The sequence below is a fragment of the Bacillus cereus group sp. Bc031 genome (assembly GCF_027716265.1).
GTDB classification, from domain to species: domain Bacteria; phylum Bacillota; class Bacilli; order Bacillales; family Bacillaceae_G; genus Bacillus_A; species Bacillus_A paranthracis.
Map to the genome: position 1 here is coordinate 1 of NZ_JAQFUL010000109.1, position 14,068 is coordinate 14,068.

Sequence of the window (14,068 nt, forward strand, 5' to 3'; positions counted from 1 at the left end):
AAAGTACATTACGTGTTTTTTAGTTTGTTTGAACGAAAGTTCATTTTGTTTTCGTTCTTAAGTTGATGGGCATGGGGAGGTAACACAACATGAAGAAAAAGATACCGTTATTACTTGCATCGACTTTAACTGCAAGTATGTTGCTTGGTGCGTGTAGCTATCAGAAGGATGACGCAAAAGCAAAAGGGAAAGAAAACGCTACGAGTAGTAGTAACGGAAAGCAGATTCTTAATTTAACAGAGTTATCTGAAATTCCGTCAATGGATGCATCATTAGCATCTGACTCTGCATCTTCTACAGCATTAAATAATACGATGGAAGGTTTATATCGTATCGGCAAAGATCAAAAGAGAGTGCCTGGAATTGCTGAAGATGTTCAGAAGCTAGACGATGGAAAGAAATACATATTTAAATTAAGAAAAGATGCGAAGTGGTCGAATGGGGAACCTGTAACAGCAAAAGACTTTGTGTATTCTTGGAAAAGAGCAGTAAATCCAGATACAAAAGCGACGTATTCGTACATTATGTTCGATATTAAAAATGCAGAGAAAATTCATAAAAAAGAATTACCTGCTGACCAATTAGGTGTAAAAGCGATTGATGACTATACATTAGAAGTGGAATTAGACAATCCCGTTCCTTACTTTGTTGATTTAACGGTTTATCCAGTATTTTACCCGCTCAATGAGAACTTTGTAAAAGCACAAGGTGATAAGTTTGGGTTAGAGGCAAATACAACATTATATAATGGGCCATTTGTTATGAGTGATTGGAAACATGAGCAAAGCTTCCAGTTTAAGAAGAACCCATCATATTGGGATAATAAAACGGTTAAAATCGAAGAAATTAACTTTAATATTGTTAAAAATACGTCAACTGATGTAAATTTATATGAGACAAACTCAATTGATCGTGCGGCTCTATCTTCAGAATTTGTTGATAAGTTTAGACAAAGCCCAGAATTCCACACAAGAAAAGAAGCAGGGGTTGCTTACCTAAGATTTAATCAAAGTAATCAATACTTAAGCAATAAAAACTTAAGAAAAGCAATTTCAATGTCCTTTGACCGTGATAACATTGCGAAGGTTATTTTAAATAATGGTGCAATTGGAGCTTATGGATTTGTTGGAAAAGATTTCGCTGAAGGTCCGAATAAAAAAGATTTCCGAGCTGAAAATGGGAATTTAGTTGAAACAAATCCAAAAGAAGCGAAAAAATTGTGGGAAACAGCGAAGAAAGAGCTTGGCACTGATAAAATCGAACTAGAATTCTTAAACTTCGATAATGAGGATGCGAAAAAAGTTGGTGAATTCTTAAAAGGTGAGATGGAAAAGAACTTACCAGGTTTATCTATTAAAATTAAACAGCAGCCATTCGCACAAAAAAATAAATTAGAAGATTCTCAGCAATATGATATTGCGTTTGGTATTTGGGGACCAGATTTCCCAGATCCAATTTCATATTTAGATATGTTTGTTACGAATGGTTCTCAAAATAAAACAGGCTATTCTAATCAGAAATATGATGAGTTAATTCTAAAAGCTAAAACAGATACAAAAGATTTACAAGCACGCTGGGACAACCTATTAGAAGTAGAGAAGATGTTAATTAAAGAGGATGCAGTCATCACTCCAATCTTCCAAAAAGGTTCAGCGTATGTAGTAAAAGGTGCTGTAAAAGATATTATCCCAATTAACTATGGTGGTAAATTAACTTACAAATGGGCATCTGTTGAACAAAAATAATCTTTTTTCCATCGTTTACTAGGGTATATGCCTATGATGGGCATGTACTCTTATTTTAAAAAAATAAAAGTAAGAATATTTTAAACTATCTTATTGCTTTTGAGAAAAACGGGGAGGTGCTTGACTATGGGACGTTATGTATTAAAACGTTTCGTGTACATGGCTTTGACATTATTTTTAATTACTACGTTGACTTTCTTTTTGATGAAATTACTTCCAGGTTCTCCGCTTAAAAATCAGGAGAAGTTATCACCGGCACAAAAAGAAATCATTCTTGAAAAATATGGTTTAAATGATCCAGTACCAGTTCAATATGCACGTTACTTAGGTAACTTAGCAAAAGGGGATTTAGGGGTATCATTCCAATATGATAACCGTCCAGTAACAGACATGATTGTGGATCGCATTGGACCATCAGCACAACTTGGTTTACAAGCGATTATATTAGGAACATTTATCGGTTTAATTTTAGGAATCGTTGCGGCACTTCGTAACAATACGTGGGTCGACTATGGAGCGACAATTATTTCCGTACTCGGGATGTCGGTACCATCGTTCGTATTTGCCGCATTACTACAATATTTCGTAGGGGTAAAACTTGGATGGTTCCCAGTAGCATTCTGGAAAGGGCCAGAGTTTACAGTAATGCCTACAATCGCTTTATCGATGGCAGTTATCGCAACAATCGCACGTTTCGCTCGTGCAGAGTTAATTGAAGTTATGCAAGCTGACTACATTTTAACAGCGAAAGCGAAAGGAATTAGCCAAGGCGTTATCATTATCAAACACGCCCTTCGTAACGCGTTAATTCCAGTTGTAACAATTTTAGGACCAATGGTTGCAGGGTTAATTACAGGTACATTAGTTATTGAGCAAATTTATGCTGTACCAGGACTAGGGGAACAGTTCGTTAAATCTATTACAGTGAATGACTATACAGTTATTATGGGAACTACAATTTTCTATAGTGCGATCTTCATCTTAGTTATTTTCATTGTTGATATTTTATACGGAATTATTGATCCTCGTATTCGTTTAGCGGGAGGGAAAAAATGATGAAAGATGTACAAAAATTATCTCCAGACTTATTTCAACAAGCTAATCAAAATAATGTGGATAATGAAGTCATTGCCCGTCCAAGCTTAACGTTTTGGCAAGATGTAAGAAGACGTTTGTTCCAACATAAAGGAGCAATGTTTGGTTTAGTTTTATTAACGCTTATTATCTTACTAGCAATCTTCGGACCGATGGTAAGTAAGCACTCGTATAAAGAGCAAGATTTAGGACGTGCAAAATTGCCACCGAAAATTCCAGTTATTGAAAATGTTCATTGGTTACCATTTGACGGTACAGATCAATATGGTGTTGACCAATATGAAAAACGTGATATTAAAGAGTATTTCTGGTTTGGTACAGATGATCTTGGACGCGATTTATGGACAAGAACATGGGAAGGTACACGCGTATCATTATATATCGCTCTTTTAGCAGCAGCAATTGACTTAGTAATTGGGGTTGCATATGGAGGTATTTCAGCGTTCTATGGCGGTAGAGTAGATAACATTATGCAACGTATTATGGAGATTATTAACGGTATTCCATACTTAATCATCGTTATTTTAATGGTAATCATTATGGGATCTGGTATATGGTCAATTACACTCGCAATGGCAATTACAGGTTGGATAGGGATGTCGCGTATCGTTCGTGGACAAATCCTTAAATTAAAAAATCAAGAATACGTATTAGCATCTCGTACATTAGGTGCAACAAATACACAATTAATTGTAAAACACTTAATCCCGAACGTAATGGGACCAATTATCGTAATGACAATGTTTACAATTCCAACAGCGGTGTTTGGTGAGGCGTTCTTAAGCTTCATCGGTTTAGGTATTCAGCCACCATTCGCATCACTTGGTTCTCTTGTAAATGACGGTTATAAATCAATTCAAACGTATCCGCATATGATGTTCATTCCTGCGGTTGTCATCAGTATATTAATTTTAGCGTTTAACTTAATGGCAGACGGATTACGCGATGCGTTAGATCCAAAAATGCGTAAGTAAAAGAGGGGAGAGGCAAAGATGAAAACATTGTTAGAGGTAAAAGATTTACAAGTCTCCTTTGATACACATGCAGGTGAAGTACAAGCTGTACGCGGCGTTACTTTTGATTTGAAAAAAGGGGAAACATTAGCGATTGTAGGAGAATCTGGTTCTGGGAAATCAGTTACTTCTAAAGCGTTAATGGGATTAATTCCGAATCCTCCTGGACGCATTAAAAATGGTGAAATCGTATTTGAAGGTCGTGACTTAACGAAATTAACAGAAAAAGAAATGCAGCAAGTACGTGGTAAAGATATCGCGATGATTTTCCAAGATCCAATGACATCATTAAACCCAACGATGACAATTGGAAATCAAATTATGGAAGGCCTTATTAAACACCAAGGAATGAGTAAAGCAGACGCACGTAAAGTTGCGTTGGAATTAATCGACCTTGTAGGTATTCCAAATCCAGAAGCTCGTTTAAAACAATATCCGCACCAATTCTCTGGTGGTATGAGGCAGCGTGTAGTTATTGCGATGGCATTAGCTTGTAACCCAAAATTATTGATTGCCGATGAGCCGACAACAGCGCTAGACGTTACAATTCAGGCGCAAATTTTAGAGCTTATGAAGGACATTCAACAAAAAACAGAAGCAGCAATCATTTTCATTACGCATGACTTAGGTGTAGTGGCGAACGTTGCGGACCGCGTAGCAGTTATGTACGCTGGTAAAGTTGTTGAAATCGGAACTGTAGATGAAATTTTCTACAATCCAAAACATCCATATACTTGGGGCTTAATCGCATCTATGCCAAGTTTAGATGGTTCAGAAGAAGAGTTATATGCAATTCCTGGAACGCCTCCAGATTTATTGAAGCCGCCAAAGGGAGATGCTTTTGCACCACGTAACCCACAGGCACTGAAAATTGATTTTGAAATGGACCCACCTTTATTTAAAGTAAGTGATACACACTATGCGGCAACTTGGTTACTTCATGAGCAAGCTCCAGAAGTAAAACCGCCGGCAGTCGTTGAAAAACGCATTCTTCAAATGAAAGCAGGTGAACAACATGACTAAACAACGTGAGAAATTAATTGAAGTAAAAAATGTAAAGCAGCACTTCGACGTGAGTGGTGGTGTTGTCAAAGCGGTTAATGATATTTCATTTGATATTTACCGCGGAGAAACATTTGGTCTTGTAGGAGAATCGGGTTGTGGTAAATCAACAACTGGAAGAACGATTATTCGTTTATATGATGCAACTGCAGGTGAAGTATTGTTCGACGGTGAAAATGTACATGGCAAAAAATCACGCGCAGAATTGAAGAAATTCAACCGTAAAATGCAAATGATTTTCCAAGATCCATATGCATCATTAAACCCTCGTATGACAGTAGGGGATATTATTGCAGAAGGTATTGATATTCACGGATTAGCGAAAAACAAAAAAGAGCGTATGGACCGTGTTCATGAATTATTAAACACAGTTGGCTTAAATAAAGAGCACGCAAACCGTTTCCCTCATGAATTCTCAGGTGGACAACGTCAGCGTATCGGTATCGCTCGTGCACTTGCTGTAGAACCTGAATTTATCATTGCCGATGAGCCAATCTCAGCACTTGACGTATCAATTCAGGCGCAAGTTGTAAACTTACTGAAAAAGTTACAAAAAGAAAAAGGATTAACATACTTATTCATTGCCCATGATTTATCAATGGTAAAATACATTAGTGACCGCATTGGTGTAATGTACCGTGGTCAAATCGTTGAATTAACAACAAGTGATGAGTTATATGCAAATCCAATTCATCCATATACAAAATCACTATTATCAGCAATTCCACTTCCAGATCCAGATTATGAGCGCAATCGTAAACGTATCGTATACGATCCATCTCAGCACAATTATGGCAGTGAAGAACCGACAATGCGTGAAATTCGCCCGGGACATTTCGTACTATGTTCTGAAGCGGAGTACAAGAAATATAAAGAGATTTATCAATAATAAAAAATCCATTCTTCTATTACAGAAGAATGGATTTTTTTACTATATAAAAGAGTTGTCAATATTTCTCGGTAAGTCGATATATTTAAAGAATCGCAAATATAAGTTGCCTATACTAATGACTACACCTTAATTAAACGAGTATTATTGCGCCTGAACAGAAACAATCTCCTCTTGTTCTTCAGGTTTAACAAGTGCATAACGCTCCCACGCTCTACTTTTCCAGCGGAAGAACATAATAATGGCACGTGTCCATTCATCAATAGCAATTGCTAGCCAAATACCAACGAGCCCCATATCTAAATGGAAGGCGAAAAAATAACCGAGTGGTAAACTCATTAACACCATAGAGAATGCGCCGATTAAAACTGGGTACTTTGCATCACCAGCTGCGCGAAGTGAATTGATGATGACGATGTTCATCGTACGCCCTGTTTCAAGTAGTACACTTAGTAAAAGAACTGACGCACCTAACGCAATAATGTGCGGATTATCTGTAAATAGTCCCATTAATTGTGTGCGGAATGTAATAACGAGAGCAACCATACATAAAGTGACACCGATCGCCCACTTTACACTTTTCCATACACGTTCATACGCTTCATCTTTTTCACCACCGCCAACGAGGCGTCCGATAATAATTGCAGTTCCCATACCGATTGCAATAGCGAATAAATAAGTGAACATAGAGATGTTCGTAGCATATTGTCTAGCAGCTAACGATTCCGTTCCTAAATATGTTGCATAGTATAAGAAGACAATTTGGCAAGCTTGATACATAACCTGCTCAAACGCAGATGGAATTCCGATTTTTAAAATTTTCCCGATATATTCTTTTGATAAGGTGAAGTAGTATTGTAATTTTACACGGTACTCCATAACGCGGTACAGTAACCAGAAGAAAACGAGAAGCGCTATAAGTCGGCTGACAGCAGAAGAAATGGCAGCCCCTTGTACACCTAGCTCTGGGAAACCAAATTTTCCGAAAATGAGTACGTAGTTTCCAGCGATATGAATAATATTCATTCCAAGAGAAATAAACATCGCTTGCTTTGTGAAGCCATGTACGCGGATAATTGCGGCTAATGAATTAATAATAGCTTGAAGGAAAATAGCTCCTCCGACGATAGATAAATAGCTCTGTGCATACATTAGTACATCGCCTTGTAAGTTCATTGCCATCATCATATGTTTTGAGAATAAAAGAAAACCAGCGCTTATAACGAGTCCGACCACTAAATTTAATGTGACGGCTAAAGCTGATATTTTTGATGCTTCCATAAAACGTTTGGAACCGAGGTATTGAGATACGACGATGGCTGCGCCGTTCCCGATGACTTCTAGTACCAAAATAGCGATATGGAGATATTGATTCGCTGCACCAACCCCAGATACAGCATCGTCTGATAATGCACTTAACATGAAAGTATCAGCGATCCCCATTAACATAAATAGAAAAACTTCTAGAAAAATAGGCCATGTTAATAAGAATAAACTTAATTTCTCAGTAGGCCTGTTTTTTGCCTGAATTGCTGTCATGTCCGTCCCCTCTTTACCGATATCTATTTTTAGCAAAGTGTATCGTAACATACTTTCTTGACCTTTGCACTCATTTTAACCTACATATCTTTATTATGAAGGGAGAGCTATTTTATGATAAAAACAGAAGGATAATTATGCGTAAAGTATTATAAAATATAAATTTTGTTTTTATCTAATAATTTAGAAAAATATAAAAATAATTATTTCTGACACTTCAGTAAGGAAAATCGGCAATATGAAACGTTTACAAAGGATTAAGTTTTAATAGAAAATTTTAATAAAATAGAAATATAAATATACAAAAAATATATTTGTGTGTATAATATGAATTGTTAGAACATATATATATTTCTTTTTGTTTGAAAATGAAAGGGCTAACATTTTTGTGGAGGGTGGAAATATGAAAAAAAAGATGCCAGTTTTTGTAGTATCAACAGTAGCAATGAGCATGATGTTAGGGGCATGTAGCTACCAAAAAGATGAGCCGCAAGCGAACGCAAAAGGGGATAGCGGGAAAAGCGGTGCGAAGCAAGTTATTAACTTAATTGAAACGCAAGAAATTCCAACGATGGATCCAGCGTTATCAGCTGATGCAGTTTCTTCAAGAGTAATGACTAATACGATGGAAGGCTTATACAGTTTAGGAAAAGACGATAAGCTTGTTCCTGGTGTAGCGAAGGAATTCAAAAAATCAGAAGACGGTAAAAAATATACATTTACATTACGTGAAGACGCAAAATGGTCAAATGGTGAGCCTGTGACGGCAAAAGATTTCGTATACGCATGGCAAAGAGCGATTAACCCAGATACAGCTGCGAAATCAGCGTACATTATGTATGATATAAAAAATGCAGAGAAAATTAACAAAAAAGAGATGAGTCCGGACCAATTAGGGGTAAAGGCGATTGATGATTATACATTAGAAGTGGAATTAGACAATTCCATTCCATACCTTGTAGATTTAATGGTATATCCAATCTTCTATCCTGTGAATGAAAAGTTCGTGAAAGAGCAAGGTACGAAGTTTGGTTTGGAAGCGAATACAACACTCTATAACGGACCATTTACATTAAGTGATTGGCAACATGAACGTAGCTTTAAAATGACAAAGAGCTCGTCATATTGGGATAATAAAGAAGTGAAGATTGAGGAAGTAAACTTTAATATTGTTAAAGACACGTCTACACCAATTAATTTATATGAAACAAACGCAGTCGATCGAGCAACGTTATTAGCGGAGTTCATCGATAAATATAAAGGAAAACCAGATTTCCAAACAGTAGAAGATACATCTGTATTCTTCCTTCGTTTAAATCAAAAAGATCCAGCGTTAGCAAATAAAAATATTCGTAAAGCAATTTCACTTGCTTTTGAACGTAAACCGTTCGTTGATACATTATTAAATAACGGTTCTAAGCCAGCAACAGGATTAATTCCTGATAACTTCATTAAAGGACCGGATAAAAAGGACTTTCGTGCTGTAAATGGAGATATTGTAAAACCAAACGTGAAAGAAGCGAAGAAATATTGGGAAGCTGGTAAAAAAGAGCTTGGTAAAAATGAAATCGAATTAGAGTTATTAAACGAAGATGTTGAATTATCGAAGAAAACAGGGGAATATTTAAAAGGTGAGTTAGAAAAGAATTTACCAGGTTTAACAGTGAAAATTAAACAACAACCATTCGCGCAAAAACTAAAATTAGAAGATGCGGGCGATTTCGTCATGTCATTCTCTGGATGGAGTGCAGACTTCCCAGATCCAATTACATATCTTGATATGTTTGTAACTGACGGATCACAAAATAAAATGAAATATTCTAATCCGAAATATGATGAGATCATCATGAAAGCAAAAAAAGATGGAAGCGATGTAAATGCTCGTTGGAAAAGCTTACTAGAAGCAGAGAAAATGTTACTTGATGACGCTGCGATTGTACCGGTATATCAACGTGGTAGAGCATACTTACAAAGAGATTCCATTAAAAATATGTACAACCATAAATATGGTGGCGATTTAAGCTTTAAATGGGCGTCAGTAGAGAAATAAGAAAAAAGCAGGTAATTGCCTGCTTTTTTTAATACGTACGTTTCTTATAAATACCTTTCCCACCAACTTGGTTCCAGCCGGATTGTACATCCAAACTTTTATTAACAAACTTCATCTTTTCTTTTCCGCCAAAGAGTTTTTCACCAATACTATTTGTAATGACGCCAATCAATGCTGTTATTCCGATGATGAGGGCAGCAACAGTGACAAAATCAATAAAAAAAGCAATCATTTGCAAATTCCCCCTTTGCCTGTCTGTATTTTTATTGTATGAGATAAAAAATGAAAAAGAAAGAAATGTCAGAAAAATTTTTGATTTATTTTAGAAATCGTATGGACATGAATGAGAATGTTTGTTAAAATGAGAACAAACGTTCTTTTGATTCTCACTTGTATAGTCTTACATTTCTTAATTGATTTATCAAAAAAAGGTAAGAAAACGTTCTCTTTTTCATAGGAAAGATTATGAGAGAATAACTATAAATCATATGAAAAATCTATGAAAAGCAAGCGTTAAGAGGGTTGAAGATTATTGTTAAAGAACAGCTGAAGTAAGTGTGATTATGTTACATAGCAGTGAAATGCACGGAAGAGTTTTCTCAATTAGAAGGAAATTTACTGTATATTTCTTGCAAAATCTATTGTATAATGATTATAGAAGTTACTTATTAAAAGTAATTGTTGTTTACTAAAAGTTGTTGCTTACATGAAAAGCAATTTTTGCACTTTGTTTTAAGACAAGGTATCGCGAAAAATTGCTGAATTTAGAAATTTAAACTGTAATTAGTACAGAATTTGTACTCTTTAAGGAGAGTGAGCTTTGTATGGTAACATTATATAGTTCTCCAAGCTGTACGTCTTGTAGAAAGGCGAAATTATGGCTAGAGGAAAATCATATTCCTTATACAGAACGTAATATTTTCTCAGATCCATTAACGATTGAGGAAATTAAAGAGATTTTACGTATGACAGAAAGCGGAACGGATGAGATTATTTCTACTCGTTCGAAAGTTTTCCAAGAATTAAATGTAAACTTAGAGTCTTTACCACTTCAAGATTTATATAAGATGATTCGTGACTATCCAGGGATTTTACGTCGTCCAATTATGATTGACGAGAAACGCCTTCAAGTAGGTTACAATGAAGACGAAATCCGCCGTTTCTTACCACGTACAGTAAGAACGTTCCAATTACGTGAAGCACAGCGTCTTGTAAATTAATTATAATAATATGAAAACCTTCTACCTATTATATAGTAGAAGGTTTTTTTTAATGTTTCAAATTTCGTAATCGAACTCGTTGAACGATAAAGCCGATGCATAAGATGGTGAAAATAAATAAGTAAGGAATGCCTGCAGTGAAACTTGGGTTGTTATGAAAAAAGGTTGCAAGTCTGTCTTCATGTGTGACCATTTTTCCTGCTGTATAAGCGAGAATTGCTGCCCCGCAATAAATGAGGAGTGGAAAGCGTTCCATAAGTATTAAAATGAGTTTGCTGCCCCAAATAATAATCGGGATAGAAATGAGTAAACCGATTATTACGAGTAAAAATCTTCCGTGAGCTGCCCCTGCAATGGCGATAACGTTGTCAAATCCCATAACAAGGTCCGCGAATACAATTGTACGCACAGCTTGAAATAAAGTTGTTTTTCCTTGAATAGAAGAAAGATCGTTGCTATTATCAGTTAGTAAATTTACTGCAATGAATGTAAGTAAAATGCCCCCGATAAGTTGCAGAAATGGAATGTCGAGCAAATAGACAGCTAGTATAGTAAGGATAATTCTTAGTACGATTGCTAAAAGAGTACCGATCAAAATAGCTTTATTTCGTTTCGATTCAGGTAAATTTCGGCTAGCTAGTGCGATGACAATTGCGTTGTCACCACCTAATACAACATCGATACCGACAATCATTAGTACAGATGTTAAAAACTCTAAGTCCATTCGTCTGCCTCCATTTATGATGTTTTAATAAGCGAACTATATGTATGTGGTGAAAAGGACTAAAGCATCTTCTCTAATAAAAGTTTCACTTTATTACAGTGTACGGGGGAAGATGGAAATGTATGTCCAAATTTTTTATAAGTGAGGCATCGCGACAATGATATATTTGTGTATACCATTGAATGAAGATAGGTATATAACTATTTTTGTAAAATAAATCGATTTTATTTCCATTCTGGAGAATCTTATCATAAAATGAGAGTACAAGAATCTATTGATTTGTCATATGAGTGGGGAATCCCTTCATAACAATTTTAAGCAGGAAGGGAGAGTTGTATTTTGGATATTGAAAGAATTAATGATCATACGATGAAATTTTTTATTACGTACATTGATATAGAGGACAGAGGCTTTAATCGTGAGGAAATTTGGTATGACCGCGAAAGAAGCGAAGAGCTCTTTTGGGAAATGATGGACGAAGCTCGTGATCATGACGATTTCTTTATTGATGGGCCGTTATGGATTCAAGTGCAAGCAGTCGATAAAGGGATTGAAGTACTTGTAACGAAAGCAGAACTTTCAAAGGATGGACAAAAGCTAGAACTACCAATAGGTGTAGATAAAATTATAGACATTCCTCTAGATGAAGGTATTGAATCATTATTCCAGCAAGAATTAGTGGAAGAGGTAGAGGAACAAGCAGGTACAAACTTTAACGAAGATGGTACGTTTGGCTTTTTAATTAAGTTTAATGATTTTGAAGATGTCATTTCATTAAGTCATCGTCTTATCTTTGAAGATATAAAAGATGAGCTGTATTCATTTGAGGACCGCTATTATGTATATGTGGAATTCGATGAAGTGCTACATGATGAAGAAGAAATTGATCGCATTTTAAGCATTGTTTTAGAATACGGGGAAGAATCAACTTTAACAATTCATCGTGTAAGTGAGTATGGGAAACAAATTGTGAAAGAGCATGCGCTTGAAACAATTCGCAATAATTTTCCTGCTAAAACGTAGGCCGATTTCTGTAGTATGAAATCGGCTTTTTATATGAAGAATAGGAAAGCTTTCTTAGTAAGGAGGTAAGAGATGAAAAATACGTTAAAGTTGATTTTCTTTGTTTTACTATTGTTCGCATTATTTGTGTCATTACGTATGTTTATTGATGTAGCGTTTTATTCGGATGTAATTGGGATAAAAGATGTTTCGATTTTAGGTATTATTAGTATTTTATTTACGGTATCTGCATTTTTAATTGGTTGCGTTATTTTCTTAGAGAACCGTCATCCGTCAAAAACACTTACATGGCTCATTGTGTTAGGGATTTTTCCGGTATTTGGATTCTTCGCTTATTTATTATTCGGACAGAACTTTCGGAGGAAGAGAATGTTCCAAAAGAAGGCGTTGCTCGATGAACAAGCGTTTTTACAATATAAGGGGCATGAAGATTACGAAGAACGGATTTTGCGCAATCATAAGCATCAAGAGCTGTTATTTCGTTTAGCGGATCGCTTAGGCGCTTTAAATATTTCATTTCAAACTGAAACGAGAACATTAACAAATGGAGATGAAACGTTTCAGGCTATTTTAGATGGATTAAAACGAGCGAAACATCACATTCATATGGAATATTACATTGTGCGTGATGATAAACTTGGAACAGAAATTAAAGATATTTTAATACAAAAATCAAAAGAAGGCGTAGTCGTTCGTTTTTTATATGATGCGGTTGGAAGTTTTAAATTATCAAAATCATATATTGAAGAATTAAACGACGCAGGTATCGAAATGATTCCGTTCTTCCCTGTACGTTTTCCGATTTTAAACGATAAGATTAATTATCGAAATCACCGAAAAATCGTTATTATTGATGGGAATGAAGGATTTGTAGGTGGATTAAATATTGGTGATGAATATTTAGGAAAGGATAAGTACTTCGGCTTTTGGCGAGACACGCATTTATATTTGCGTGGGGAAGCTGTGCAAAGTTTGCAGCTTATTTTCCTTCAAGATTGGTTTTATATGACTGGCGAGGCTGTGCTAGCCCCTGAATATTTACAAGCGAAAGCAGTTGAGGGGGAGCATTGGGGCGGCGTGCAGCTCGTTGCAGGTGGGCCGGATAATAAATGGGAAACAATTAAACATTTATATTTTGCCATGATTGCTTCTGCGCGGAAATCCATTTGGATTGCAACGCCGTATTTCATTCCGGATGATGATATTTTATCCGCATTAAAAGTAGCGGCACTTGCTGGTATTGATGTTCGGTTGTTAATGCCGAGTAAGCCTGATAAGCGAACTGTCTTTTACGCATCGAGATCGTACTTCCCAGAGCTTTTAGATGCAGGGGTAAAGATATATGAATACGAAAAAGGTTTTCTCCATAGTAAAGTTGTCATTGTCGATTCTGATTTAGCTTCAATTGGGACAGCAAATATGGATATGAGAAGTTTTCATTTGAACTTTGAAGTAAATGCCTTTTTATATGATACAGATAGCATTCGAAAACTTGTTCAAGATTTTAAAGACGATTTAGAAGAATCAAGTGAAATTCATGTCGATCGTTTTCATAAAAGGCGTCTTCATAGACGAATCGTTGAATCAACGTACCGGTTATTATCGCCTTTATTATAAAAAGAGATGTCCAAAATTAAAATGTACCCTATAGAATAGACACTTAAAAAAAAGTCTATTCTATAGGGTCTTTCTTGTATAATGAGAGAAA

General features: G+C 35.8%; 12 protein-coding genes. 9 read left to right on the forward strand and 3 right to left on the reverse strand.

The annotated features are described in order from the left end of the window. The first annotated feature begins 89 nt into the window (after positions 1–89). From PDQ33_RS25915 to PDQ33_RS25935, 5 genes are all read left to right on the forward strand, one after another. Positions 90–1,745 carry a peptide ABC transporter substrate-binding protein gene (locus PDQ33_RS25915; protein WP_000727207.1) on the forward strand — a complete coding sequence of 552 codons (1,656 nt, stop codon included), beginning with the start codon at positions 90–92 and terminating at the stop codon, positions 1,743–1,745. 126 nt (positions 1,746–1,871) lie between these two features. Continuing rightward, a complete protein-coding gene (opp3b, locus tag PDQ33_RS25920) occupies positions 1,872–2,801 on the forward strand; it encodes an oligopeptide ABC transporter permease (RefSeq protein WP_000534165.1) in 930 nt (309 codons plus the stop codon). Continuing rightward, a complete protein-coding gene (gene opp3C / locus PDQ33_RS25925; RefSeq protein ID WP_000974101.1) occupies positions 2,798–3,814 on the forward strand; it encodes an oligopeptide ABC transporter permease in 1,017 nt (338 codons plus the stop codon). The genes opp3b and opp3C overlap by 4 nt, the downstream gene beginning before the upstream one ends. Positions 3,815–3,832: 18 nt before the next feature. After that, the gene (locus PDQ33_RS25930; protein WP_000854346.1) at positions 3,833–4,876 is read left to right on the forward strand and encodes an ABC transporter ATP-binding protein; all 1,044 of its coding nucleotides are present in this window, start codon (positions 3,833–3,835) and stop codon (positions 4,874–4,876) included. Then, positions 4,869–5,804: an ABC transporter ATP-binding protein gene (locus tag PDQ33_RS25935; protein ID WP_000166346.1), complete on the forward strand. Its 936-nt coding sequence runs from the start codon at positions 4,869–4,871 to the stop codon at positions 5,802–5,804. The genes PDQ33_RS25930 and PDQ33_RS25935 overlap by 8 nt, the downstream gene beginning before the upstream one ends. A 144-nt stretch (positions 5,805–5,948) precedes the next feature. Here PDQ33_RS25935 and PDQ33_RS25940 read toward each other — a convergent pair whose 3' ends face one another. Next, a complete protein-coding gene (locus PDQ33_RS25940; protein WP_002163724.1) occupies positions 5,949–7,394 on the reverse strand; it encodes an MATE family efflux transporter in 1,446 nt (481 codons plus the stop codon). A gap of 352 nt (positions 7,395–7,746) precedes the next feature. On the opposite strand from PDQ33_RS25940, the gene PDQ33_RS25945 reads away from it, so the two are divergent. Next, entirely contained in the window at positions 7,747–9,393 is a 1,647-nt protein-coding gene (locus tag PDQ33_RS25945; protein ID WP_000728616.1) for a peptide ABC transporter substrate-binding protein, read from the forward strand. Positions 9,394–9,421: 28 nt separating this feature from the next. Here the strand turns inward: PDQ33_RS25945 and PDQ33_RS25950 are convergent, their stop codons facing one another. Then, the gene (locus PDQ33_RS25950) at positions 9,422–9,625 is read right to left on the reverse strand and encodes a hypothetical protein (RefSeq protein WP_000559978.1); all 204 of its coding nucleotides are present in this window, start codon (positions 9,623–9,625) and stop codon (positions 9,422–9,424) included. Positions 9,626–10,217: 592 nt separating this feature from the next. Here PDQ33_RS25950 and spx point away from each other — a divergent pair. Then, positions 10,218–10,613 (forward strand): transcriptional regulator Spx, encoded by a 396-nt coding sequence (gene spx / locus PDQ33_RS25955; protein WP_000258267.1) that lies wholly within the window; start codon positions 10,218–10,220, stop codon positions 10,611–10,613. Positions 10,614–10,662: 49 nt separating this feature from the next. Here the strand turns inward: spx and PDQ33_RS25960 are convergent, their stop codons facing one another. Continuing rightward, a complete protein-coding gene (locus tag PDQ33_RS25960; protein ID WP_000362603.1) occupies positions 10,663–11,337 on the reverse strand; it encodes a TerC family protein in 675 nt (224 codons plus the stop codon). A gap of 339 nt (positions 11,338–11,676) precedes the next feature. Between PDQ33_RS25960 and mecA the strand changes: the two genes are divergently transcribed. Further along, entirely contained in the window at positions 11,677–12,360 is a 684-nt protein-coding gene (gene mecA, locus PDQ33_RS25965) for an adaptor protein MecA (protein WP_000350710.1), read from the forward strand. A gap of 72 nt (positions 12,361–12,432) precedes the next feature. Further along, on the forward strand, positions 12,433–13,977 hold the full coding sequence (locus PDQ33_RS25970) for a cardiolipin synthase (protein ID WP_270756840.1): 1,545 nt from the start codon (positions 12,433–12,435) through the stop codon (positions 13,975–13,977). Positions 13,978–14,068: the final 91 nt, after the last annotated feature.

Coding starts and splice junctions, on each gene's coding strand:
- PDQ33_RS25915 (WP_000727207.1), top strand. CDS start 90: ATGAAGAAAAAGATACCGTTATTACTTGCATCGACTTTAACTGCAAGT.
- opp3b (WP_000534165.1), top strand. CDS start 1,872: ATGGGACGTTATGTATTAAAACGTTTCGTGTACATGGCTTTGACATTA.
- opp3C (WP_000974101.1), top strand. CDS start 2,798: ATGATGAAAGATGTACAAAAATTATCTCCAGACTTATTTCAACAAGCT.
- PDQ33_RS25930 (WP_000854346.1), top strand. CDS start 3,833: ATGAAAACATTGTTAGAGGTAAAAGATTTACAAGTCTCCTTTGATACA.
- PDQ33_RS25935 (WP_000166346.1), top strand. CDS start 4,869: ATGACTAAACAACGTGAGAAATTAATTGAAGTAAAAAATGTAAAGCAG.
- PDQ33_RS25940 (WP_002163724.1), bottom strand. CDS start 7,394: ATGTTACGATACACTTTGCTAAAAATAGATATCGGTAAAGAGGGGACG.
- PDQ33_RS25945 (WP_000728616.1), top strand. CDS start 7,747: ATGAAAAAAAAGATGCCAGTTTTTGTAGTATCAACAGTAGCAATGAGC.
- PDQ33_RS25950 (WP_000559978.1), bottom strand. CDS start 9,625: ATGATTGCTTTTTTTATTGATTTTGTCACTGTTGCTGCCCTCATCATC.
- spx (WP_000258267.1), top strand. CDS start 10,218: ATGGTAACATTATATAGTTCTCCAAGCTGTACGTCTTGTAGAAAGGCG.
- PDQ33_RS25960 (WP_000362603.1), bottom strand. CDS start 11,337: ATGGACTTAGAGTTTTTAACATCTGTACTAATGATTGTCGGTATCGAT.
- PDQ33_RS25970 (WP_270756840.1), top strand. CDS start 12,433: ATGAAAAATACGTTAAAGTTGATTTTCTTTGTTTTACTATTGTTCGCA.